The organism is Streptomyces decoyicus, assembly GCF_019880305.1.
Lineage (GTDB): Bacteria > Actinomycetota > Actinomycetes > Streptomycetales > Streptomycetaceae > Streptomyces > Streptomyces decoyicus.
In genome coordinates this window covers 704,067-727,780 of record NZ_CP082301.1, presented here as the reverse complement: position 1 = coordinate 727,780, position 23,714 = coordinate 704,067, and the positions used below count along the sequence as shown (strand labels likewise).

Annotated in this window: 24 protein-coding genes; 4 read left to right on the top strand and 20 right to left on the bottom strand. The window is 70.0% G+C overall.

Features of this window, described 5'->3' with window-relative positions; all coding sequences use genetic code 11:
- Positions 1–132 precede the first annotated feature (132 nt).
- Complete coding sequence (locus K7C20_RS03005; protein WP_030076607.1) at positions 133–2,316, bottom strand: GAF domain-containing SpoIIE family protein phosphatase; 2,184 nt, start codon at positions 2,314–2,316, stop codon at positions 133–135.
- Between the two features lie 381 nt (positions 2,317–2,697).
- Here K7C20_RS03005 and K7C20_RS03000 point away from each other — a divergent pair, with 381 nt between their 5' ends.
- Together K7C20_RS03000 and K7C20_RS02995 are read left to right on the top strand one after the other, a co-directional pair.
- Positions 2,698–3,474 (top strand): GNAT family N-acetyltransferase, encoded by a 777-nt coding sequence (locus K7C20_RS03000; RefSeq protein ID WP_053209037.1) that lies wholly within the window; start codon positions 2,698–2,700, stop codon positions 3,472–3,474.
- 139 nt (positions 3,475–3,613) lie between these two features.
- Positions 3,614–5,578 (top strand): APC family permease, encoded by a 1,965-nt coding sequence (locus K7C20_RS02995; protein WP_030076605.1) that lies wholly within the window; start codon positions 3,614–3,616, stop codon positions 5,576–5,578.
- A gap of 21 nt (positions 5,579–5,599) precedes the next feature.
- On the opposite strand, the gene K7C20_RS02990 is transcribed toward K7C20_RS02995, so the two are convergent.
- Both K7C20_RS02990 and K7C20_RS02985 read right to left on the bottom strand, forming a co-directional pair.
- The gene (locus K7C20_RS02990) at positions 5,600–6,373 is read right to left on the bottom strand and encodes a (2Fe-2S)-binding protein (protein WP_030076602.1); all 774 of its coding nucleotides are present in this window, start codon (positions 6,371–6,373) and stop codon (positions 5,600–5,602) included.
- A gap of 108 nt (positions 6,374–6,481) precedes the next feature.
- The gene (locus tag K7C20_RS02985; protein ID WP_245171063.1) at positions 6,482–7,345 is read right to left on the bottom strand and encodes a LysR family transcriptional regulator; all 864 of its coding nucleotides are present in this window, start codon (positions 7,343–7,345) and stop codon (positions 6,482–6,484) included.
- Between the two features lie 83 nt (positions 7,346–7,428).
- Here K7C20_RS02985 and K7C20_RS02980 point away from each other — a divergent pair, with 83 nt between their 5' ends.
- Complete coding sequence (locus tag K7C20_RS02980; protein ID WP_209443887.1) at positions 7,429–8,466, top strand: EamA family transporter; 1,038 nt, start codon at positions 7,429–7,431, stop codon at positions 8,464–8,466.
- Positions 8,467–8,731: 265 nt separating this feature from the next.
- Positions 8,732–9,853 (top strand): CapA family protein, encoded by a 1,122-nt coding sequence (locus K7C20_RS02975; protein ID WP_030076595.1) that lies wholly within the window; start codon positions 8,732–8,734, stop codon positions 9,851–9,853.
- A 98-nt stretch (positions 9,854–9,951) separates the two neighbouring features.
- Here K7C20_RS02975 and K7C20_RS02970 read toward each other — a convergent pair whose 3' ends face one another.
- From K7C20_RS02970 to K7C20_RS02890, 17 genes are all read right to left on the bottom strand, one after another.
- The gene (locus K7C20_RS02970) at positions 9,952–10,203 is read right to left on the bottom strand and encodes a hypothetical protein (RefSeq protein WP_030076593.1); all 252 of its coding nucleotides are present in this window, start codon (positions 10,201–10,203) and stop codon (positions 9,952–9,954) included.
- 238 nt (positions 10,204–10,441) lie between these two features.
- Positions 10,442–12,145, bottom strand: coding sequence for a cholesterol oxidase substrate-binding domain-containing protein (locus tag K7C20_RS02965; RefSeq protein WP_030076591.1), 1,704 nt, complete (start codon positions 12,143–12,145; stop codon positions 10,442–10,444).
- Between the two features lie 210 nt (positions 12,146–12,355).
- A complete protein-coding gene (locus K7C20_RS02960; protein WP_053209035.1) occupies positions 12,356–12,526 on the bottom strand; it encodes a hypothetical protein in 171 nt (56 codons plus the stop codon).
- Positions 12,527–12,899: 373 nt separating this feature from the next.
- Positions 12,900–13,316, bottom strand: coding sequence for a gas vesicle protein K (locus K7C20_RS02955; RefSeq protein ID WP_030076588.1), 417 nt, complete (start codon positions 13,314–13,316; stop codon positions 12,900–12,902).
- Positions 13,317–13,389: 73 nt separating this feature from the next.
- Positions 13,390–13,584: a gas vesicle protein gene (locus K7C20_RS02950; protein ID WP_030076586.1), complete on the bottom strand. Its 195-nt coding sequence runs from the start codon at positions 13,582–13,584 to the stop codon at positions 13,390–13,392.
- Positions 13,585–13,625: 41 nt separating this feature from the next.
- Positions 13,626–14,555: a GvpL/GvpF family gas vesicle protein gene (locus K7C20_RS02945; RefSeq protein WP_245171062.1), complete on the bottom strand. Its 930-nt coding sequence runs from the start codon at positions 14,553–14,555 to the stop codon at positions 13,626–13,628.
- Entirely contained in the window at positions 14,552–14,977 is a 426-nt protein-coding gene (locus tag K7C20_RS02940) for a gas vesicle protein (RefSeq protein WP_030076584.1), read from the bottom strand. The genes K7C20_RS02945 and K7C20_RS02940 overlap by 4 nt, the downstream gene beginning before the upstream one ends.
- A 30-nt stretch (positions 14,978–15,007) precedes the next feature.
- Positions 15,008–16,204 (bottom strand): SRPBCC family protein, encoded by a 1,197-nt coding sequence (locus tag K7C20_RS02935; protein ID WP_030076582.1) that lies wholly within the window; start codon positions 16,202–16,204, stop codon positions 15,008–15,010.
- Positions 16,197–16,916: a hypothetical protein gene (locus tag K7C20_RS02930; RefSeq protein ID WP_063753849.1), complete on the bottom strand. Its 720-nt coding sequence runs from the start codon at positions 16,914–16,916 to the stop codon at positions 16,197–16,199. Before K7C20_RS02930 ends, K7C20_RS02935 begins: the two co-directional genes overlap by 8 nt.
- Positions 16,917–16,943: 27 nt before the next feature.
- Complete coding sequence (locus tag K7C20_RS02925) at positions 16,944–17,201, bottom strand: gas vesicle protein GvpG (RefSeq protein ID WP_030076578.1); 258 nt, start codon at positions 17,199–17,201, stop codon at positions 16,944–16,946.
- 24 nt (positions 17,202–17,225) lie between these two features.
- Entirely contained in the window at positions 17,226–17,939 is a 714-nt protein-coding gene (locus K7C20_RS02920; RefSeq protein WP_030076576.1) for a GvpL/GvpF family gas vesicle protein, read from the bottom strand.
- Positions 17,940–17,942: 3 nt separating this feature from the next.
- The gene (locus K7C20_RS02915) at positions 17,943–18,386 is read right to left on the bottom strand and encodes a gas vesicle structural protein GvpA (protein ID WP_030076574.1); all 444 of its coding nucleotides are present in this window, start codon (positions 18,384–18,386) and stop codon (positions 17,943–17,945) included.
- A gap of 77 nt (positions 18,387–18,463) precedes the next feature.
- Positions 18,464–18,772, bottom strand: coding sequence for a gas vesicle protein GvpO (locus tag K7C20_RS02910; RefSeq protein WP_078953097.1), 309 nt, complete (start codon positions 18,770–18,772; stop codon positions 18,464–18,466).
- A 126-nt stretch (positions 18,773–18,898) separates the two neighbouring features.
- On the bottom strand, positions 18,899–19,042 hold the full coding sequence (locus K7C20_RS02905) for a hypothetical protein (RefSeq protein WP_160328705.1): 144 nt from the start codon (positions 19,040–19,042) through the stop codon (positions 18,899–18,901).
- Between the two features lie 383 nt (positions 19,043–19,425).
- The gene (gene grpE / locus K7C20_RS02900) at positions 19,426–20,073 is read right to left on the bottom strand and encodes a nucleotide exchange factor GrpE (RefSeq protein WP_030076569.1); all 648 of its coding nucleotides are present in this window, start codon (positions 20,071–20,073) and stop codon (positions 19,426–19,428) included.
- Entirely contained in the window at positions 20,070–21,965 is a 1,896-nt protein-coding gene (dnaK, locus tag K7C20_RS02895; protein WP_222892561.1) for a molecular chaperone DnaK, read from the bottom strand. Before dnaK ends, grpE begins: the two co-directional genes overlap by 4 nt.
- 486 nt (positions 21,966–22,451) lie before the next feature.
- Positions 22,452–23,516 (bottom strand): type III polyketide synthase, encoded by a 1,065-nt coding sequence (locus K7C20_RS02890; RefSeq protein ID WP_030076564.1) that lies wholly within the window; start codon positions 23,514–23,516, stop codon positions 22,452–22,454.
- Positions 23,517–23,714 lie beyond the last annotated feature (198 nt).

Below are 23,714 nucleotides of genomic sequence, written 5' to 3'. Positions count from 1 at the left end.
TGGCCCGGGGAAGGGCAGAGGGAGCGCGGCCTTCGTCACCGGCCGGGGCCCTGTGCCCCGGTCCGGGACCCGTGGCCGGGCGGTGTGCGGACCGGCCGGAGCGGTGTCCGTCGGTGGGCGCCGGGCCGGCTGTCAGGTGGCGGTGAGGACCAGAGCGGCCTGGTCATCGGGGGTGGAACGACCCGCGAAAGCGGTCACCGCGGTATGGATGGCCTCGATGAGAGCGCCCGCACCGGAGAGCGGGGTCGGGAGGGCGAGGAGGGCCTCGGCCAGACGGCGTTCGTCGAAGAACTCGCCGGCGGCGGAGCGGGCCTCGGTGATGCCGTCGGTGACCAGCACCAGACTGTCGCCCGGATAGAGGTCGAGCCGGCAGACGGCGCCGTCGAAGGCGGGGGCGATCCCCAGGAGCAGGCCCGACTGGACGAGTTGTTCGACCGTCCCGTCGGTGCGGCGCACGAGCGGCGGGACGTGGCCGGCGCGGATCAGCTCCAGCGCGAGGTGGGACGGGGTGTGCCGCAGCTCGCCGTAGACGAGTGAGACGAAGTAGTCCTCGTCGAGAGCGTTCCCGGTCAGTGCGGTGTTGATGGCGGCGACCACGGCAGCCGGGTCGTGCAGCAGCCGGGCGGCGGCGCGTGCGGTGTGACGGACCATGCCGGTGGTGGTCGCGGCCAGGGCACCGCGCCCGCACACATCCCCGATCATGAACGCCCAGCGGTCGTCCGGGAGCGGGAACACGTCGTAGAAGTCGCCGCCGACGTCGAGCCCTTCCCCGGCGGGGTAGTAGGACGCCGCCAGATCGGCGCCCGGGATCCTTGGCAGCTCCGGAGGCAGCAGCCCGGCCTGGAGGTCGCGGGCCAGCTGGACGCGGTCGCTGAACTGGTGGGCGTTGTCGGCGCTGGAAGCGGCCCGGCGGGCCAGCTCCTCGGCGAGGGCGATGACATGGCCGTCCAGGGGCCGGTCGGTGGCCAGCAGGGTCAGAGCGCCGAAGGTGCGGCCGCGGGTGGCCAGCGGGGCGCAGACGTAACCGGTGACGCCGGGCAGCACGGGGCCGCCGCCGGACGAGGAGCCGGCGTGGTCCGACTCCGTGGTGCCCGAGGCCAGGACGCGGGCAACCGCCTTGTCGACCTGGTCCCGCAGGACGGGGGAGGCGAGGAGGTCCTCCTCGGCCCGGGAGGCGGCGGCCACGGCGATCCGCCGGGTCCGCCCGTCCTCGATGACATGGACGCTGCACAGCGGGGCCAAGGTCGGCACGGTCAGCCGGGCCAGGCACTGGAGACAGTCGGCGTAGTGCAGCTCGCGGGTGATGGCCGTACTGGCGTCCAGGACGAAGGCCAGGTCCTCACGGGCCTCCTTCTCCCGCTTCTGGGCCGCGCGGCGGGCCTCCATGGCCTGATGACGCTCGATGGCCAGCGCGGCGATACGGGCGAACGCGGCGCTGAGGGCCAGATCCTTGTCCTCGGGGGCCTTGGGAGCGCGGTGATACATCGCGAAGGTGCCCAGCAGCCGGTCGTCCGTCGCCAGGATCGGGGTGGACCAGCACGCCGCGACCCCGGCCCGCGCGGCCAGGTCGTGGTAGCCGTCCCACCGGTGATCGGTGGCGATATCGGTGACGATCACCGGCACCCGCAGATACGCGGCGGTGCCGCACGAGCCGACGTCCGGACCGATGGCTATCCCGTCGATCGCCTCGTTGTAGAAGTCCGGCAGGCCCGGGCCGGTGCCGTGCCACAGATGCCGGCCCTCGGGATCGGCCAGCAGCACCGAGACGATCAGTTCCGGTGACAGCTCCTCGATGGCCCGCGCCATGCCGGTCAGGATGTCGCCCAGCGGGGCGTCGCGGGCGATCTGCTCCAGCAGGATGCGCTGTTCGGCCGCGAGGAGCTGGGCGTGGTGGTACACGGTGGTCTCCACCGCGATCACGACCACCCCGTCGACCTCGCCGACCGCGTCCCGGCGGGGCTCGTAGGTGAAGTCGAAGAACCCCTCCCGCTCCGTCCCCGGCGCACCGAGCACCAGCCGTCCGCCGCGGGCCCGGTACGGGGTGCCGGTGCGGTACACCGCATCGAGCCGGTCGATGACGCCCTGTGGCGCCAGCTCCGGAACCAGGTCGGCGAGCGGCGCGCCGGTCCCGTTGCGGTCGCCGCCGAATGCCTCGAAGAAAGCCGGATTCGCCGCCTCCAGCAGATGCGACGGGCCGCTCAGCGCAGCGAAGATCACCGGAGCCTGATCGAACAGGTCCTCGTACTCCGCGCTCCGCCGGGGCGTGGACCTGGGATATGTGGTGATCGCGCCGGGGCGATCCGACTGTAGGGACATGACAGGCCGCCCTCTCTCGCACGCATCGACCGCGGCGCCCGTCCACCTCCCACTCTGGCACACCACCACAAGGTTTCCGGGCCACGCTCCTGGACGCTCACCGAGCGGATCCGCCCGGCGACACGCTGAACTCTCCGGCCGTCTTTGTGCCGCGGTACGTCGCAGGCACGGACCTGACGGGTCCGTTCGGCGTACCCGTTCCCGTCCCTGGAAGGGATAACGCGAGACTTGCCCGGTTCCTCCCGTACTGTCCTCGTGGCCGGTGGGCCTCCGGCACCGGCCCCCGGTCCGTCCGACAGCCCGCCGAGCGCGGCGCCACCGCCCTGGCGCACGGCCGCACCGGCACCGAGGCGGCAGGCCGCGACCACCCGAGGAACCCTTGTGATCGAACTCGCCCCGGACCAACTCCCCCCGCTCGCCCGCTGGTTCGCCGCCGGAGCCCCCGGGACGGCGGCGCTGGCCGAACACGTACGGGCCGGTGGCGCCGGCCGCTGGTGGGCCGACCGCGCCGCCGGCCCACGTGCCCTGGCCGTGGCGTGCGCGGACCATGTACTCCTCCGCGGCGACCCGGGCGCCCTGGCCCCGGACGCCCTCGCCGTCTTCGGCGCGCACTATGTGCAGGCCCCCGCCCGCTTCCTGCCGGCGCTGGGCGGCGCCTTCGACCTGGTCGTGCCGTGGGAGCGGATGCTGTATCTGCACCGGGAACCCGTACCGGCGCCGCGCACCCCGGACGGTGTGACGGTGCGCCGGCTGGCACCAGGGGACGCCACGGCGCTGGCCGGCCTCCCTCCGGACGCGGCGTGGGTGCACGCCAGCTGGGGCGGCGCGGCCGGTCTCGCCGCGTCCGGACTCGGCTGGGCCGTCGTCCGGACGGACGAGGTACTCGCCGTGGCCTGCACCTACTTCCGCGGCACCCGATACGAGGACATCGCCTGCTTCACCCTCCCCGGACACCGTCGTCAGCACTTGGCCCTGGCCTGTGTGACCGCCCTGTGCCGGGACATCGCCGCTCGCGGCCACACCCCGAGCTGGACCTGCTCCCGCGACAACCGCCCCAGCCGGCTCCTCGCCTGGACCGCGGGATTCCGGCTGGAGGACGAGTACGTGCACCACCTCACCGGAAAGCCGGCCCGCCGGGGCGCGGGGCTCCCCGTCTGAACACCCGGCTGCCGCCGCGGCGCCGGGACACGAACGCGCCACAGGGCCGAGCACCACGGTCACGACGTCCGCACTACGTACGCTGACGTGGCCGTCTCCCCGATGGCCGGATGCTTTCGCGGTACGACAGGAGCACACGATGGCCGCCTCCGCCGGATCTCCTCCCGGGGACGCAGCACGGCATCGCCTGCGCGCGTGGATGCTGGAGGGCCTGGCCGACATGGCCAAGCACCACCCGGGGCCGCACGCCGCGCCGGAAGGCGCCCACCGCGGCCAGCGGTGGTGGCGGGTGATGTGCCTGACCGGAGTGGACTACTTCTCGACACTCGGCTATCAGCCGGGCATCGCCGCACTGGCCGCAGGCGCCCTGTCACCGATCGCCACCCTGGTCCTCGTCCTGGTGACGCTGGCCGGCGCGCTGCCGGTGTACCGGCGGGTGGCGAGGGAGAGCCCGCACGGTCAGGGCTCGATCGCGATGCTGGAGCGGCTGCTGTCCTTCTGGCAGGGCAAGCTGTTCGTGCTGACCCTGCTGGGTTTCGCCGCCACCGACTTCCTCATCACCATCACCCTGTCGGCGGCCGACGCCGCCACCCACCTGGTGGAGAACCCCCACCTCACCAGCGCCCTGCACAACGGTCAGCTGGTCATCACGCTGATCCTGGTCGCCCTGCTCGGTGCGGTGTTCCTCAAGGGTTTCCTGGAGGCCATCGGGGTGGCGATCGTCCTGGTGGGCCTCTACCTGGGGCTCAATGCGGTCGTGGTCGTCGTCGGGCTGTGGCATGTGGCCACCACGGCGCAGGTCGTCACCGACTGGTCCCATGCGCTGACCGCCGAGCACGGCAGCGTGCCGGCGATGATCGGTGTGGCGCTGCTGGTCTTCCCGAAGCTGGCACTGGGCCTGTCCGGCTTCGAGACCGGTGTGGCCGTCATGCCCCATATCGAGGGCGACCCCGACGACACCGAGGAGCGCCCCAAAGGCCGGATCCGGGGTGCGAAGAAGCTGCTCACCACCGCCGCCGTGATCATGAGTGTCTTCCTCATCATCACCAGCTTCATCACGACCCTGCTCATCCCCGCGGGCGCATTCAAGCCCGGCGGAGCGGCCAACGGGCGCGCCCTGGCCTATCTGGCCCACGAGTACCTGGGCTCCCTCTTCGGCACGGTCTACGACGTCTCCACCATCGCCATCCTCTGGTTCGCCGGCGCCTCGGCCATGGCCGGTCTGCTGAATCTGATGCCGCAATACCTGCCGCGTTACGGGATGGCACCCCACTGGGCGCGGGCGGTCCGCCCGATGGTGCTGGTCTTCACCCTGGTCGCCTTCCTGGTGACCTGGCTCTTCGACGCCGATGTGGACGCCCAGGGCGGCGCCTACGCCACCGGCGTCCTGGTCCTGATCAGCTCCGCCGCGATCGCCGTGACCATCACCGCCCGGCGCGCCCGCGAGCACGGCTGGACGATCGGCTTCGCCGTCATCTCCGTGGTGTTCCTCTACACCACCGTGGCGAATGTGATCGAGCGCCCCGACGGCGTGAAGATCGGTGCCTGCTTCATCGCCGGCATCATCCTCGTCTCGTTCCTCTCCCGCCTCGCCCGCGCCTTCGAACTGCGCGTCACCAGCGTCGTGCTCGACGAGAAGGCCGAGCGGTTCATCCGCGACACCGCCCACCGCAAGATCCGCTTCATCGCCAACGAGCCCGACCAGCGCGATCTGTCCGAGTACCGCGACAAGCTCCAGCAGATCCGTACGGACAACGACCTCCCGGTCGACGACGACTTCATCTTCGTCGAGGTCACCGTCGGCGACCCGTCCGAATTCGAGAGCGAACTACGCGTACGCGGCGAGGTGCTGCACGGCCGTTTCCGGGTGCTCGTCATGGACAGCTCCACCGTCTCCAACGCGCTGGCGGCTCTGCTGCTGCATGCCCGCGATCTCACCGGTGCGCGGCCGCACATCTACTTCGAGTGGACCGAGGGCAACCCCTTCGCCCAGTTCCTCCGCTTCTTCCTCTTCGGCCAGGGCGAAGTCGCCCCCGTCACCCGGGAGGTCCTGCGCGAGGCCGAACCCGACCGCGACCGCCGCCCCCGCGTCCACGTCGGCTGACCGGGCGCCACCGCGCACGCCCTATCGGCGTACGAGGACGCAATCGCCGCACACGGCGCCCGCGGCGTCCGGTGCGGCCCGGTAGATCAGACAGCAACTCCTGCGCCGGAAGCGCCCGTTGCGCGGATCCAGGGTGTGGGCGTCGCGGAGCTGCGGTTGGCGCAGCATCAGCAGGGCCGCGGTGCGGGCGGGCCGCGCCAGGGCCGGTGCTGCCGACACGATGCCCGCGGTCGCGCCGTTCACCGCCGAGGCCACATTGCCCCACAGAATGCGCCGGGACACCGAGAAGGCCGCGACGGCGTCCACCAGATCGCGGCCCGGCCCCGCCAGCAGGGCCGCGGCAGCACGGGCACCGGCGACGGATCCGGCGTCATCCGTGGCGACGGCGTCACCCGCGGCAACGGCGGCCACCGTCTCCCGCGGCAGCGACAGGGCGAACGCGCCACCGAGGCCGGAGTGCCACCGCAGTTCGTCCAGCGTGGGCGGCCGCGGCGGCAGGCGGTGCAGCGCGGCCAGGCCGAGCATCGGTGACACGACCCGCGCCACCAGCCCCAGATGCGCCACCGACGCGGCCACGCGCAGCTCGACGGCCTCGGCCGGTCGCCCACCCCCGGCGGCGAGAGCGGCCCGCACCGAGGCGACCCGCTCCTCCAGGACCCCGCTCTCCACCCGCGCCACCTCGCTCAACTTCCGCCAGGGAGACACGAGTTCCGACCCCGCGGCGTGCGTCTCGAAGGTGAAGAACGGCCCGAGAGCCGAGACCTGTTCCTGCAAGGCGGTGGTGGGTTCCGTCATGACGTGCCCGTCCGTTTCCGGTGGTGCGGGGAAGAGGGGGTGACGGGAGGCCCGGCTGATCGGTACCGGACGCTGCCGGGGGAGTGGTATGAAGCCCGGCGCAGTCGGTCACTTCCGCTGTCCGTAGAGGTCGGTGAGCAGCGCGACGGCAGCGTGGGTCGCCGGATGCGGGTCATGGCGTCGCCAGATGAGGTGCACCGCGATGGGTGCCGCGTCCCGCAGCCGCCGGAAGACGATTCCGTCGCGCCGGTACTGGTTGACGGTGCTCTCCGGCGTGATGCCGACGGTGCGGCCGGTGGCGATCAGCGCGAGCCAGTCGTCGATGTCCTGGGTGTGCTCGACGACGGGGCGCGCTGATGCGGGCCACAGGTCGGCCGTGGTGGTGCCGGTGCGCCGGTCGATGAGCAAGGTGCGTTCGCGGATGTCGCACAGGGCGATGGAACGGCGCCTGGCCCAGGGGTCGTCGGCGGCCATGGCGCAGTAGCGGCGTTCGTGGCCGACGACGGCGCTGGCGAAGCGGGCGTCATCGAAGGCGGTGCGGACCACGGCGAGGTCGCACAGGCCCTCCGCCAGGCCACCGGTGGCGGAGTTGGTGCGGATCAGGTGCAGCTCGACGTCGGGGTAGCGGGCGGCCCAACGGCGCTGGTACTCGGCGGTGTGCCGGCCCATGGCCGACCATGCGTGGCCGATGCGCAGCCGCGTATGACCGGTGGTGGCTTCCCGGATGAGGTTGTCGGCCTCGGTCAGCACTTTCCGGGCGCGCGCCAGCACCTGAACGCCTGCCGTGGTGGGGATGACATTCCGGCTCGTGCGGTGCAACAGCCGTACCCCCAGGGCGTCTTCGAGCGAACCGAGCGTGCGGGACACCGCCGCCTGCGAGACACCGAGGTCGATGGCGGCATCGGTGAAGCCACCGGCATCGACGATCGCCACCAGACAGCGCAGATGCCGCAGTTCCATAGGCAGAGCCATTTTGCAGATCCATAACCACAGCGCATCGATGAGTACGTGCATGCATTTTACGTATGGATCTGCGCGGAGGGATGCTGCCCTGCATGCGAAGGAGCACTCAAGGCCGGCCGTACCCCGAGGCCGCTCACGGGGGATCGGCGGCGCACCCGGGCCGTGCGGCAGGCGTGGCGATGATGTGCGGCAGCGGACTCTCCAACCAGATCGGTGCCGCCACCGGAGCACTGGCGTTTCCGGTGATCGGGCCGGCCGGTGTGGTGGCCGTACGGCAGTGGGTGGCCGGCCTCGTCCTCGTGGCGGTGGGCCGGCCGCGGCTGCGCTCGTTCACCTGGCGGCAGTGGTGGCCGGTGCTGTGCCTGGCGGCGGTGTTCGCCACGATGAACCTGTCCCTTTACACGGCGATCGACCGCATCGGCCTGGGCCTGGCGGTGACACTGGAGTTCCTCGGGCCGCTGGCCGTGGCCCTGGCAGCCTCCCGCCGCCTGGCCGACCTGCTGTGCGCCCTCGTCGCGGGGGCTGCCGTCGTCCTGCTGGCCCGCCCGCAGCCGAGCACCGACTACGCCGGCATCGCGCTGGGCCTGCTCGCCGCCGTGTGCTGGGCGTGCTACATCCTGCTCAACCGCCTCGTCGGCGCCCGCCTGCCGGGCACCGAAGGATCGGCCGCCGCTGCCGGCATCTCCGCCCTGCTGTACCTACCCGTCGGCCTCACCGTGCTCGCCCACCACCCGCCGACCGCGAGCGCCGTGGGATATGCGGCGGCCGCCGGCATCCTCTCCTCGGCCGTCCCCTTCCTCGCCGACCTGCTCGCCCTGCGCCGGGTCCCCGCCCGCTTCTTCGGCGTCTTCATGAGCGTCAACCCCGTCCTCGCGGCACTGGTCGGCCTCGTCGTCCTGGACCAGACCCTGCACGCGATCGATTGGCTGGCCATCGCGGCCATCGTGACGGCCAACACCGTCAGCATCCTGGCCGCCGGTTCCCGCACCGCGGCCCCGCCCGGCGGACGGGGCACGGCGCTCCCTGTCGCCCCGGGTGCTCCGGTCACGGCGACGGACCCCGTGGCGCTTGATCCGGTCGCGTCGCACAGCCGGCAGACCGGCCCGGTGCCGCGGTGTGAAGTCTGCTGAGTGGCGCACTGCTGCCTGCGTCACGTCGCTACATCTCCACATGGGTACGTCGCCACATCGCTACATCGCTCCGCCTCCACGTCGCTACGCCGGGTCTCCACGACCCTGAAGCCTCGACGCAGCCGCGTAACCGTGCAGCTCGGAGGCGCGGAGAACAGCCTGGCGGCCGGGGGGAAACGGGACGTCTCCTGGCGTGAGGCGCCGCCGGGCGGAGCGCGGGCCGCCGCGACGCGAAACCTCCGGCAACGGGCTCTAACCTGGGGGAATGGGTAGTGACTTGCTCACCCTGTTCCTCTGCGGCGATGTCATGCTCGGCCGTGGCGTCGACCAGGTCCTTCCGTGCCCGGGAGACCCGGAGCTGCGGGAGGGCTACGTGCGGGACGCCCGGGCCTATGCCGAGCTGGCGGAGGCGGCGAACGGCTCCATTCCCCGTCCGGTCGGCTTCGCCTGGCCCTGGGGGGACGCACTGCGGGTGCTCGATATCGCCGCGCCCGCCGCCCGGGTGGTCAATCTGGAAACCAGCGTCACGGCGGACGGTGAATTCGCCCCCGGCAAGGGGATCCACTACCGGATGCACCCGGCGAACCTTCCGTGCCTGACCGCCGTCCGCCCCGACGTCTGCGTGCTGGCCAACAACCACGTCCTGGACTTCGGGCGCCAAGGACTGGCGGACACCCTCGACGCCTTGGCGGGGGCGGGGCTGCGGACGGCCGGGGCGGGCGCGGACGCCGACGCGGCGCGCCGGCCGGCGGTCATTCCCCTCGAAGGCGGCCGCCGGATCCTGGTCTTCTCCTTCGGCATGCCGTCCAGCGGCGTCCCCGGAACATGGGCCGCGACCGGGGACCGCGCCGGCGTCGACTTCGTGGCCAGGCCCTCGTCTGCCGCCGCGACCGGGATCGTCGGCCGGGTACGGCAGGTGAAGCGGCCGGGCGATGTCGCGGTCGTTTCCGTCCACTGGGGTGCCAACTGGGGCTACCACGTGCCACGTGACGAGGCCGCCTTCGCGCACGCACTTCTCGACGGCGGCGTGGATGTCGTCCACGGACACTCCTCGCACCATCCCCGCGCCCTGGAGGCGTACCGGGGGAAGCTCGTGATCTACGGGTGCGGCGACTTCATCGATGACTACGAGGGCATCACCGGCTACGAGCGATATCGGGACGACCTGCGGCTGCTCTGCCTCGTCTCGGTGGACCCGGACACCGGCAGACTCCACGAGGTGCGGATCACCCCTCTTCAGGCCCGGCGCATGCGGCTGTGGCACGCCTCGCGCCAGGACACCCGATGGCTGCGAGCGCTCCTCGACCGGATCGGTTCCGGCTTCCACCCCTGCGTCCTCTGTGCCCCGGAGGGCACGCTCACCCTCCGTCCTTCCGGCCCTTCATGACGGTCATGACGGTCATGACGGTCATGACGGCGTCATCAGCCATGGCGAGGGCGACGTGGCGAGGACGAGGCGGGAGAACGAGGCGGGGAGAACGACTTTCACCGGCCGCCCTCTTCCGCCGCACTGCCGTCCGGGAGCGGGACCTCCCGGAATCGCTTGACCTCCCGGTCCCGCAGGCCGAGGCCGAGCTCGTACGAGCCCCAGCCGTGCAGTGCCTCGGCCAGCGGCACCTTGCGGGCGTACAACCGGAACAGGGCGAGCGGCTCTTCGTCGCCCGGCATCATGCGGCGCAGTACGGCGGCGGCCTCGGGGGAGCAGGGGGCTTCGACGGGCGGGATGCGTGCACTCATGACCACTCTGACCACTCCCTTCACCGCTTCGGATTTCGAAGCGGTGAAGGGAGTGTAGTGGTTCGGAAATCGAAGCGCTGCTCTCCTCGGGAAAGATGCCTGCGACGAGAGGCGGGGTCTGCACCGGTGGTCCGAACGGTGGGCCGCCGCACTCGGCCGGGCGCCGCCCGGCTCCTCGGGCCCGGCGGCGTAAGCGCTTTTTGGCCGCAGGGGGACTCCGATCAGGTCGGGGCTCCGCTCAGGGCAGCAGAGTGTCGAGGAAGGCGTTGGAGAACACCCGTGCCGGGTCATGGCGGTTCAGCGTGTCCCGGGCGGTGCGCCAGTCCTCGAACGCGGCCGGGACGGTGCCGCCCAGGGTGGCAGGGTCCGTCCACGGCCCGCCGTCCGTGTAGGCCCAGCCCTTGGACCACTCGGGGCGCACGGTCGCATACGAGCCGGTGTAGGTCTGCCAGATCCACTGTTCCAGCTCGCGGAAGAAGGGGGCCGCACCGGGCGTGCCGGGATAGGTGGCGAAGTCGAGCCACACGACGGTGTCCCACTCGGGGTGGTCGGCGCGGGCACGCGCCGGGGACAGCAGCGGACCGTCGAGGGGGTCCGTACCGGTGATACGCAGCTCGATCGGTCCGTTGACCGGGTACGAGCCCCGATTCTGATGCGCCGTCAGCACGCTCTGGTAGCGGGAGTGGAAGTCCCCCACCACGCGCTGCACATTCGCCCGGGACGTCAGTACCGCCCACCCCGCTTCGACGATCCGCAGTGTCGACGGCTCGACGTAGAGCAGGCTGTTTCTCGACCAGCCCCAGACGTCCCAGGTACCGGTGACGATCAGCCCGGACCCGACGATGGACATGGCGAGCTTGGTGAACGCGGGCGTCTTGTCGCCGCCGCCCGCGGCGATCTCCCCGAGCAGCCCCGACATCTCCTCGGTGACACGGTTGGCAAAGGTGTAGGCGTACGGGACGTCGATCTGCTTGGCGAGCAGCGGCTTGGACGGTGCCGGGCTCCACACCTTCAGCCAGGGCACGTCGGTGAACGGGAACCAGATCGCTTCGATGCGTCCGGTGCGCTCCAGGTAGGAGCTGATCGTGCGGCCGCCTGTACCGGGCGGACCGAAGACGGTGCCCACGTTCACATCGAACCAATTCTGGCAGCGCAGCCGGGTGTTGGCCGCCGCGGTCATCGTCACCTCGGTGAGGAACGCGCGGCCCAGATGGACCAGGAACGCGCGGATGTCCGGGTCGGAGCGGGTGAAGGTCTTGAGCACATAGCGGCCCGCCGTCGCGCTCCACACCACGGCGGTGAGGGAGGTGACCAGGGAGCTCAGGGTGCCGAAGCCGGACCCCGCGGGCGGGTGTTCGGTGGCGGTGGGCAGTCCCGTGCCGTGGCCGCCGATGGCGAGCACCCCGCCGATGGTGAGGTCGCCGGGCGCGGTGGTGGTGGCGAGCCCGAGCCCTGCCTCCTCCAGGCGGGCGAGGATGGTGTCGAGGGTCGCCCCCGTCTGCGCGGTGACGCTCCCGGGTCCGCCGCCGTGCACACTGACCGCGGTGAGGTGGGACGTGGTGTCGACGATGACCGTGCGGTTGGTGTCGGCCCCGGCGGGCAGCACCAGCGGCGACCAGGTGTGCCCCTTGCCCCGGGCCCGTAGCCGGTAGCCGTGCTCATGGGCCCAGTTGGCGAGAGCGACCACGTCGTCGGGGGTGCGCGCAGAGGCGGTCCAGACCCCCTCGACGATGATCTCCAACGACCAGTTGCGGAAGGCTTGCTGGGAGAGCGGGATGCCCGCGGGAAAGCCGGGCGGAGGGGTGAGGGTGGTCGCGGCACTGCCTGCGGGAATGCGGTGAGCGGGCTGCAATCCGGCTGCCGCGGCGAGCCCCGCGGCGGCGGCCCCGGTCAGCAGCGTGCGGCGGGTGAAGGATGCTCTTCGAGCGCTGTCGTCGGACATGGCTGTCCCTCCGGCGCGCGGCGCGCCGGCCCCGCGGCACCGCGCACGGATCGTAGGGGTGAGACCGTACGAGCGCCCCGGTGCGGTGGGGGTGTGCCGGAAGAGTAGGGTGACGGCCCATCAGTTGCAATGGCCGCCGGAAAATACCGTTCCCCGGCGGGCCGAAGGGGATCGGCCCGCCGGGGACGTCGAGTGGATCGGGGCCGGCGTCTACCAGCGGTACCAGCGGCCGCGCCGGCCGCCGGCGCCGGTCGAACGCATGAGGAAGCCGAGCAGCCAGAATGCCAGCACGACCACGGCGACGATCCACAGCGCCTTGAGCGCGAATCCGGCGCCGAAGAGAAGCAGCGCGAGAAGCAGAACCAGAAGCAGCGGAACCATAACCCTGCACCTCCGTGTAGGTAGGACGGGAGAGCGCATGGAAGAAACCATGACGCCGATCTGATGACGAGTGCGGGACCGACGCCCCCGGTACGACGACCCCGGTCCGCCCGGCACCGGCCGGGCGTCGACTGCGCGCTTGCGCCCTTGGCGGCGGTCCGGACGATGTCCGGCCTTTCCGCAGCGGCCCTTGCCAACGCGCTGCGGATTACCGCGGGGGAGCGACGGAACCTGGTGTGCTCTGCGGCCCTGGTAATGCGTGTTGCCGTTCAACCACCGTTGAAACATCGGCGTCGGGCGATAGCGGTCAGGTATGCGCCACCGATCAGGAATTCAGCGGGGACGCTCGACGAGGGCGACGTTGCTGAGCCGGTCAGCCGACGTCATCGCGCGGCAACAGGGAGCCAAGGGGACCGAGATCGAGATTGAGGTCCTCCATCGTGAGCCCGTAGCGCTCACAGAGTTCCGTCATACGGTCCTGGAGAATCATCAGCGTCATCCCGACTCGCTCTTCCTGCTCCTCGCTCAGATCGCCCTGGTCGACGCGGTGCAGTGCGGTGCGCTCCATGAGCTGCCGCAAGAGCTCCACGATGGTCAGCACCAATTTCATGAGATCGCGTTCGACCGTCTCCGGGTCGGTCTTCAGCCGTTGGGCGATGCTGCTGTCCTGCCCGTGCCGACGCTCCTCGGCCCCGGCCGGCACCAGGTCGAATGCCCGTGCCGCCGCCTGCGCCACCTCCGCGAAGGCGGGCTTCACGGGCGCGGCCGGATTCACCGGTTCCTGCGTCATGGCGTATCCCTCGTCACTTGGGAATTTCTCCTCGGGGAGGCGGGGTGGAGCCCGGATGCGTCAACACGGAGCTTCACCACGGGGCCGGACTGTCGGGTGTGATCGAGCGAATCACCGCGCGCAGATTGATATGGACAAGATCCACCTCGGCAATGGACAGCACCACATCTCCGGTCAGGACCGCGCCGCCGTTCAGGAGACGGTCCAAGAGATCGATCAGAGCAATCTGCCGCCCGGCGAGAGATTCCTCCTCGGAGTGGTCCGCCACGAACGAGGCGTCCGAGAACGCGGCCTCAAGGTCATTCCCTTTCACGGGCTCCCGCTTTCCGCGGGCGGCGTCGCGAAGGAGTACGGGGCCCACGGACCGGTGATCTCGACACGTACGCCGGGGACACCATCGGCCAGTCCCTTCAGGGCCCGGTGGAACTCCCCGATGCGGTCCGTGGGGACCAGATACGCCTCGTTGGCGATGTTCTCGCCGGTACCGGACGCCAGCTCACCTTGCTGCGGGCGGTGCGCGACCATGTCCCGTGCCAAGTCGGCCACCCGGACCCGCACATCGGCGGCGACGGCTCCCGCCGCGCGGTAGGCATCACGATGCGTACGCCGTTGGGCCCGCCGCTGCTGCAGGTAGGCCCGGCCGGGGCTGACCGCGGACGCGGCGGGGGCCGGGCTGCCGGGCGCGGGAGATCCCGAGGCGCCGGTCGCGGCCGCGGGGGCTTCGGCCGCGGCCGCCGCGCGTGCGTCCGCGTACACCTTCACCCCCACTTCGGCATGGCCTTCGAGCCGGGAGAGCAGCGCGTCGAACTCGGTGCCGCGCTCGTCCAGCATCGACCGCACCCGGGCATCGTCCAGATACACCGTGGCCAGGCGCATGGGCAGCACCATGGCCCCGGCACAGGCGGCCTCGACGACGGCATGGTGCGTCCGCGCGATCGCCTCCAGCTGTGTCAGGTCCTCCAGCTGCGCCTTCATGCCCTCCGCGCTGAAGGCGTCGGCGGGGACGGAGGAAACCAGGGCCGTGAGGCGGCCGGAGGTGACCGTCCGGAGGGGGCCGTCCCGCAGGCCGGTCAGCTGAGAAGCCGACGCCTCGAGGGCGGTGCCGGTGCGGCCGATGACGTAGACGTACGAGATCCGGGAGCGGTCGGATTCTTGCTGTTCAGGGGGCTGGTCAGCGGGATGGGCGAGGGTGCGCGGCGAGGCGGCAGTCTCCTCGGCTCCTGGCATGGGGCAGTTCACTGCTCCTCCTTACGGTCTGCCTGGTGTGCGCCGGAGCCCTCGGGGGAGCCGATGGCCGCGCGCAGTGCGGCGAGTTCGGCGCGCAGCTGCTGGTTCTCCTCGGCCAGCGAGTCACCGCCGACGGCCGGCGTACGCCCGTCGGGGACCTGCTGCGGCGGGCGGGCGCGGGACGAGAGGGAGGGGTCGTGTTCCCACCAGTCGATGCCCATTTCCTTGGCCTTGTCGACGGAGGCGACGAGCAGCCGGAGCTTGATGGTCAGCAGCTCGATGTCGAGCAGATTGATCTGGATGTCGCCCGCGATGACGACGCCCTTGTCGAGGACGCGCTCCAGGATGTCGGCCAGGTTGGCGGAAGCCCCCTGCCGGCCGTACGGGGACGGACCGGAGGAAGGTCCCATACGGCCGGCCAGTGAATCGGACATGATCAGCCTCGTCTGTGCGGTCGGGACGGGTCAGCGGGCAACGGCGGCACGGCGGCCCCGGCGGGGTGCCGGCGGCTCGTCCTCGTCGTACGGGTCCCGCTCGTCCGCCGGGTCGTCGTCCTCGTCGAGCGGCTCCCCGCGGTCGTCGTCCTCGTCGACGGGCTCTTCGAGGTCGTCTTCGTCGGCATCGGCATCGGCTTCCGGCGCGAGATCGTCGTGGTCGTCCACGTCGTGGTGGTCCACGCCCTCGTCGTCGGCGTCCTCAAGGTCCTCGGCGTCTTCGTCGTCCTCGAGGTCCTCGTCCTCCGCGTCGGCATCCTCGTCGGCCTCGTCGTCCCCGGGGGGCACGTCATCGGAGCCGCGCTCGCCGTCCTCCCGGTCCTCCTCCTCCGCCGCGACGGCGTCATCGTGCTCGACCACGACCTCGCCGTCCTGGATCTCACCGCGCCAGCCATCGGTGGCCTCGCCGCGCATCATGATGAATTTGCGGTAGAGCTTGAGGTCCAGCCGGGCCCGGCGGCCCTGGGCGCGCCAGATGTTGCCCGTCTTCTCGAACAGGCCCTTGGGGAAGTACTCGAGAACCAACAGCACCCGCGTCAGGTTGTCGGTCAGGCGGTGGAAGGTCACCACACCCTTGACCGTGCCCTTCGCACCTTCGGTGGTCCAGGTGATCCGCTCGTCGGGCACCTGCTCGGTCACATTGGCCCGCCAACTACGCGTGGACTTGGCGACCTTCACCTTCCAGTTGCTGCTGGTGTCATCGGATTTCTCGACGCTGACGACGCCCTTGGCGAAGGTGCTGAATTCCTGGAACTGCGTCCACTGGTCGTACGCCTCGCGCACGGGGACACCCACATCGATGTCCTCGACGATGGTCACGCTCTTGGACTTGCCGCCGCCGCCCTTGCGGCCCTTGCCGAACAGGCTCTTCATCTTGTCCTTGACGGTGTCCTTGAGGTGGGAGGCGCCCGCGGTCAGCGCCGCCTGCTGCGGCGACTTGCCCTCGCCGAGAGCCTTGCCGCCCTTCGCCAGACTGTTCACCAGGCCGCCGGGTCCCTGGCCGGGTTCGGCGAGCTTGCCGACGCTCTCGCCCAGCTTGTGGCCGAGTTGGGTGACCGCGTGTTCCGCCCGGGCCTGGAGGTAGTGCTGTAGCTCTTCCTTGAGCTGGTCGGCCGCCGGGCTCTTGGTCACCTCGTCCTTGATCTTGCTGAAGGTGGACTCAGCCATTGCTGCCCCCACGGTCGGCAACCGTGCGCGCCGCGCCGGAAGCCTTGTTCGAGGCCTTGTTGCGGGCACCGGAGGCGGCCTTCCGCCCCGGGGCGGTGGAGGTGCGTCCCCGGGAGGACGCGGCCGCCGCCTTACCCGAGTTCTTGGAGGTGCTCGACGCCGAGCGCCGCGGCTTGGACGACCGGTCGGTGGCGGTCGACTTCTTGGCCGACGCCGACTTCGTGGCGGTCTTCGCCGCCGTCTTCGTGGCCGAGTTCGCGGACGACTTGGCAGGTGCCTTACGGCGCGGGGCGGGCTTCTCGCTCTCGGATTCCGCGGCGTCCGAGGCGTCGTCGACGTCCTCGGCGTCGTCCCGTGGCTCGTCCTCGGGTTCCTGATCCGCATCGCCCGCCGCGCGTCCCGCACCGCCGCTCCCGCCCTCGTCGAGGGCCAGGGTCCGCTCGTGCAGGGAGTCGGCGAGACCGTTCATCCGCTGGGTGAGCGCGGCGCCGGCGGCCGACTTCGTGGCGTCCACCAGCTCCTTGCGCACCTGGTCGTTGAGGGGGCCGAGAACCGGTGAGTTGGCCACCAGTGTGCCCAGCTGCCGGGGATCCAGGTTCAGTTTCTTGCCGGCCAGGAACATGCCCAGGCCGATGGCCAGCTTGGCTTTCTTCGTGCGCCCCAGAAGGTAGCCCCCTACGAGGGCCACACCTATCTTGGCGTTGTTCATCATCTCTCGTACACCTCGTTCTCCCCGTGCTCAGGAGTCGGTATGCAGTCGACGCTGCTGGGCCTCCAGCCACTCCAGCCGGTCCAGGAGCTCGTCCTCGCGGGAGTCGAACTCGTCGGCTCCGAGGGTGCCGTCCAGCAACTGCTGTTCCAGCGCGGCCAGTTCCTCGTGGACCGGCGCCGGGTCGTAGTACTCGCGCTCGGCGGTGAGCACCACTTGGTCAAGGACCCAGACCGTGCCCCGCACCGGGGCCAGCGGCAGGGTCAGGATCTGTGTGATGAGGCCCATGACAACGGATCTCCGCTCGCGAGGTCAGACGAAGCTGTACGGCGGCAGCGGGCCGTGCAGATCGAAGGTGTAGGCGTCACCGCGCTTCTCGGCCTCCGCATGGACCGTCTCGGCGAAGGCCGCTGCCTTCTCCCGCTCCACGAGGAACGACACGCTGAGGAAGTGACGCTTCGTCGGTTCGACGGCCGCGGTGCGTACCGCGGCCGGAGTCAGAAGGGCCACGATGTCCGTACGCGCACGGTCCTGGCGGGCCTGGACCTCCTGCGAGATCAGCTCGCCCAGGGCCACCTTGTCGTCGTACGCGTCCGGGTTCTGCCGGGTGCGCTCGTTGAGCCGTCGTACCTCGGCGGATTCCTGGACGATCTCCCGCAGCAGATCGTCCTCCTCGCGTGCGACCTTGAGGTGGTACTCGCGGCAGCCGGCGATCTCTGCGAGGCGCTGGGTGTAGGCGTCGCGGTGTTCCTCCAGGACGGAGGCCACCTGATCGTCGTCGGGGCCGACCAGCCCGAAGCGCATCGGCAGGGCGGCACCGTCGGCCAGCAGACGTTCCTGAACGTCCTGGTGGGCCACCACATCGCGGCGCTTGGCCCGTAGTTCCGCCGGTGCGTCGCTGACCACGGCACACAGGTCCTTCGTCTTGACGGTGCGCAGTTGCGCTGCCGGGTCACCGACCCCGGCGACGTCGTTCAGCCGCAAGGGGTGGTCGGCACCGGTGATGGCGTAGAGGTAGGTGGCCATGGTTCAGTCCTCCCGACGGCGGGCCGTGCGGCGGTTGGTGGAGCTGGAAGACTTCCGTGCCGGACGCTCTTCCGCCTCCTCCTCGGATCCCTCCTGGCCCTTCTGCAGGGATTCGCTGAATGCCTCAACGGCTCCTGTCAGCGCGCCTTTCGACTTTCCTTTGGCGCCGCTTTCCGTTGCCTCCCCGACCAGGTCGGTGAGCTGACTCGGCGCCTTGCGGCCCGATTCCAGGTCCAGACGGTTGCACGCCTCGGCGAAGCGCAGATAGGTATCCACGCTCGCCACGACGACGCGCACGTCAATCTTGAGAATTTCGATTCCGACGAGGGAGACCCGCACAAAGGCGTCAATGACAAGCCCTCGGTCGAGAATCAGCTCGAGAACATCGTAAAGATTTCCCGAACCACTTCCGCTGGTCGATGCGTTGGTTTGCTGAACGGCAGTCACGGTCGATCATCCCTTCCAGTTGACTGGAGCGGGTCATGGGGGCGCGTGATGTCGTGGGCGGCCGAGCCCGAGCCGGATCACCTGTCGATCTGGCCGCGCCCATATCGGCGCGTGCGCTCGTAGCCCATAAGTTGGCCCTGTTCATCGAGGTAAACGCGGTAGGAAGCCATCACGCTCGCGGTGTCCGGGACCCTTTCGATCTCCACCACTTCCACATCCGCCAACCACCCGTCATCGGTGGCCTTGAGCGCCGACACCGAGCCGGGCTCGCATTGGAGCATCTGTGCAAGTTGCCCGGAGGCGTGGCGCATTGCCGTGGGCGCGGCGACCCGTTCCGGCCGTCCGTTGTGCACTTCCTTGTGTTCCGTGTTTTCCTCGGTCGCCATGATCCCGCCTGTCGTGCGTCGTAGGGTTTTTGTCGAAGTACGGTGGATGTCTGGTGGCGATAGAGGACCGCGTGCCCCGGGGGCTCGAACATATGCGTAGCCGCACGCATGAGCGGTTATTCCGCCTTACGGAAGGCGATCTCCGTGGTTCAACTCACCGGTTACGCCGGTCAACTCACCGGTCAACTCACCGGTCAACTCGCCGGTCAACTCAGCGATCAGCTCAACGATCAGCTCAACGATCGGCCCACGGTCGATCTCGCGGATCACTTGTCCGTCAGCGCACGGATCCCGACGGCATCCGGTACGGAAGAGCTGTCCGTCTCCGAGCCCGTTCCTGGCCGCGTTCACCGTCGCCGGCTCCGGCCTGCGGGGGAAGGCGGCAAGGCAGTAGGGAGGCGAGGGGGTAAGTGCGGGAAAGAGGCCGCGAGAACGGGGGGAGGGCAGCGCGATGAATTCCATGACGCGGCACGGGAATTCAGGGGTGCATTTATCCAGGACGGGCCGAGCCCCGACAGCAAGACCCCACCCGTCACCGTGACAAGAAACGCCGGCTGCGGCGCTGTGCCGCTTCGAGAAGCGGCACAGCTAGGGCAGCCGACGCCACGACGTTGCGTACGACGGAATCAGGGTGGCCAGGTCCGGGGCGCTCCTTACGGGCCGGCGGGCGGTTCGCCGGCGACGATCACCTGAGCGGGGCGCAGCAGACGGTCGCCGACGCGGTAGCCCTGGCGGAGCACCGCGGTGCAGGTGGCTTGCTCCAACCGGTCGTCGGGGGTGTAGGTGATGGCCTCATGGATCAGCGGGTCGAAGGGGGCGCCCACCGTCCCGAAGGGCTGGAGGCCCAGTGCCCCCAGTTCGTTGTGCAGAGCCTCGGCGACGCGCTGGAAACCACCGGTGACCTCGCCCTGCTCCCTGGCCTCGGCGAGGGAATCGAGCACCGGCAGCAGCCGGCTCAGTACATTGGCCACGGCGATCTCGCCGACCGCGAGGCGGTCCCGGTGGACCCGCTTGCGGTAGTTGTCATACTCGGCCTTCAGCCGCTGAAGATCGGCCGTACGCTCCCGGAGCTCGGCGCGCAGCACCGCTTCCTGCGGCGCCGACCGCGCCGGGGCCTGGTCGCGGCCGGCCGTCCCGTCGAAGTCCCGGCCTTCACCCGACGGCCTTCCCGTGCTCTGCCCGGTGCCCTCCTCCGCCGGGGTGGCGCGGGGCGGGACCGCGGCGGGGCTTTCCCCCGGCCCGTGTCCGACGATGGCCAGCGGCGGCTGCGCGGGGCCACGCACGTTGGTCGGACGGTTCATCGTGCGCCTCCCTCCTGCTTGTCGTCATCGACGATCTCCGCATCGACGACATCGTCCTGATCGCCGGCAGCTGTGCCCGATCCGCCCTCGCCGGCGGCCGCGTCGGAGCCCTGGGCCTGAGCCTGCGACTGGGTGTCGGCGTACATGGCCTGGCCCAGCTTCTGCGAGACGGTCGCCAGCTTCTCGGTGGCGGTACGGAGCTCCGCGGTGTCGCCGCCTTCGCCGGAGTCGGCCTTGAGCTTCTCCTTCACCTCGCCGATGGCCGTCTCGACCTCGGTCTTGATGTCACCGGGGACCTTTTCCTCGTTGTCCTTGAGGAACTTCTCGGTCTGGTAGACGAGCTGCTCGGCCTGGTTGCGGGTCTCCGCGGTCTCCCGCCTGCGGCGGTCCTCCTCGGCGTGGTGCTCGGCGTCGCGGACCATCCGGTCGATGTCGTCCTTCGGCAGCGAGGAGCCGCCGGTGACGGTCATCTTCTGTTCCTTGCCGGTGCCCAGGTCCTTCGCGGTCACGTGCATGATGCCGTTGGCGTCGATGTCGAAGGAGACCTCGATCTGCGGGACCCCGCGCGGGGCCGGCGGCAGACCGGTCAGCTGGAACATTCCGAGCTTCTTGTTGTAGGCCGCGATCTCGCGCTCGCCCTGGTAGACCTGGATCTGCACGGACGGCTGGTTGTCCTCGGCCGTCGTGAAGATCTCGGAGCGCTTGGTCGGGATCGTGGTGTTGCGTTCGAGGAGCTTGGTCATGATGCCGCCCTTGGTCTCGATACCGAGGGACAGCGGGGTGACGTCCAGCAGGAGGACGTCCTTGACCTCGCCCTTGAGCACACCGGCCTGGAGGGCGGCGCCGATGGCGACGACCTCGTCCGGGTTGACGCCCTTGTGCGGGTCCTTGCCGGTCAGCTCCTTGACCAGCTCGGTCACTGCGGGCATCCGGGTCGAGCCGCCGACCAGGATCACGTGATTGATGTCGGCGACCTTGATCCCGGCGTCGTTCACCGCATTGTGGAACGGGGTCTTGCACCGTTCGAGCAGGTCGGCGGTCAGCTGCTCGAACTGTGAGCGGGTGAGCTTCTCGTCCAGGTGCAGCGGCCCGTCGGCCGACGCGCTCAGATACGGCAGATTGATCGTGGTCTCGGTCGCCGCCGACAGTTCGATCTTCGCCTTCTCGGCGGCCTCCCGCAGCCGCTGGGTGGCCATCTTGTCCTGGGAGAGATCGATGCCGTACGCGTTCTTGAACTGCTTGGTCAGGTGATCGACGATGCGCTGGTCCCAGTCGTCGCCGCCCAGGTGGGTGTCGCCGTTGGTCGCCTTCACCTCGACGACGCCGTCGCCGATGTCCAGCAGCGAGACGTCGAAGGTGCCGCCACCGAGGTCGAAGACCAGGATGGTCTGGTCGTTCTCCTTGTCGAGGCCGTACGCCAGGGCGGCGGCGGTCGGCTCATTGACGATCCGCAGCACCTTGAGGCCCGCGATCTCCCCGGCCTCCTTGGTCGCGGTGCGCTGGGCGTCGTTGAAGTACGCCGGAACGGTGACCACGGCATCCGTGACGTCCTCGCCCAGGTATTCCTCGGCATCGCGCTTGAGCTTCTGCAGCACCCGCGCGGAGATCTCCTGCGCGGTGTACTGCTTGCCGTCGATGTCGCCGCTCTCCGGGAAACGCCACTGCGCCTCACCCATGTGGCGCTTGACCGACCGCGCGGTGCGGTCGACGTTGGTCACGGCCTGCCGCTTGGCGATCTCACCCACCAGCACATCGCCGCCCTTGGCGAAGCCGACCACCGACGGGGTGGTCCGGGCGCCCTCGGCGTTGCTGATGACCGTGGGCTCACCGCCCTCCAGCACGCTGACCACCGAGTTCGTCGTACCAAGGTCAATACCCACTGCACGTGCCATGGTCTTCTCCTCGTCTTGCGGCCGACTCCCGGAGCGGCACCGTCCGGCACCGGCACCCGACGCCCGCAGGCCACCTGGCGGAGGCCGGACCGGGTGCCCGGGTGGCCCCGAAGCTCGCCCCGTAGGCCCTCTCACCTGCTGTTATGGAGAGCGGGCCGGCCTGCGTCGCCGGTATACAACGTGCATAAAACGTGCCGACACATCTGTCAAGATATTCCTTTTCACGGCATATACACCGTATGCACCAACCGCGGTCGCGTTCCCGCTGGCCGTTGCAGTCGGGTGGCCCTGCGGCGCCCCTGGCCCTGCCGGCCCCAGGTGTGACTGTCGGGTCTGCCGGTATCTCCCCGGACTGCATGGCCATGGGCCTGCCAGTGGGCCCCAGGCCCCGCGGATCCCGGAAGGCCGGGCGTTGGACGGCGAAACAGGCGGGAACCCCGCTCGGTGCGCCCGGCGGTTCACCGCGGACGCACCGAGCGGGGCGAGTCAGGCCGCTGTCACGGGAGTTGAGGTCCAGGTGCCGAGGGCCATCTCGGCGGTGATGCCGGGGCCGAAGCCGGCCAGCAGACCGCGCTGGCCGTCGAGGGCCGTTGCTTCGTCGAACATGCGCGCCAGCGCGTCGAGTACCACCGCACTGGCGATGTTGCCGTACTCGGTCAGTGTCGCGCGGCTGAACCGGAAGGCCTCCGGCGGCACGTCGAGGAAGCGGCACAGGTCGTCCAGGATGCGCGGACCGCCCGCATGAACGATGTAGAAGTCCAGTCGGCCCGCGTCCCATTGGTGCTGCTCGGCGACGGCGCGCAAGGCGGGGGCGAGCGGTTCCATGGTTCCGGGGACGCGCTTGTCCAACTGGAAGTGGAAGCCCGTGGACCGGATCGCGTAGGAGATCCAGTCCTCCGTGTTCGGGATGAGGTACGAGCTGTTGCGCTCCAGCTGGACGCCGGTGCCGCCGCTGCCGCGGACCACGGCCGCGGCCACCGCGTCACCGAAGAGGCCGTTCGACAGCAGCGACCCCACACCCAGGTCCGTGGGCTGGTAGCACAGCGAGCAGAACTCACACGCGACGATCAGCACGTTGGCTTCGGGGTACGCCCGGCAGAAGTCATGTGCCCGGTTGATCGCGGCGCCCCCCGCGGCGCAGCCGAGCTGGGCTATCGGTATCTGCCGTGTCTCCGACCGGAAGCCCAGGGTGTTGATGAGCCAGGCGGTCAGCGCCGGCATCATGAATCCGGTGCAGGACACGTAGACGATGAGGTCGATCTGCCGGGGTTCCAGTTCGGCCTGGTCGAGCGCCTTGCGGACCACGGCGGGGACGCGGGCCTTGGACTCCTCTTCGTAGACCGCGCTACGGGCGTCCAGCCCCGGATGCTTGAGCACCTTGTCGATCGGCTGTATCAGATGTCGTTTGAGTACACCCGTGTTCTCGATCAGCCGCAGTATCAGTCTCAGCTGCGAATGATCCTTGTGCAGCCGTCGCGCGAGTTCGAGGGTGTCGTCTTGGGTGATGACGTATTCAGGGACCGCGATTGCAGGTTTGCACAGAACCGCCATGGGATGCACTCCTTGCAGACTGTGGCCCGCCCAGTGAATTCCCTTCTCTGAAATTCAAGTCGCTATCGGCCGACGGTATCCGTCGCGGTAACTCGCCCGATGAGAGCGGGCAGAGAAACCAGGAGCGGATCCGGCGGCCCGAAATCGGCGACTCTGGGAGGGAATCGAGCGGGCCAGCCGTCGAAGAATGAACTCTCC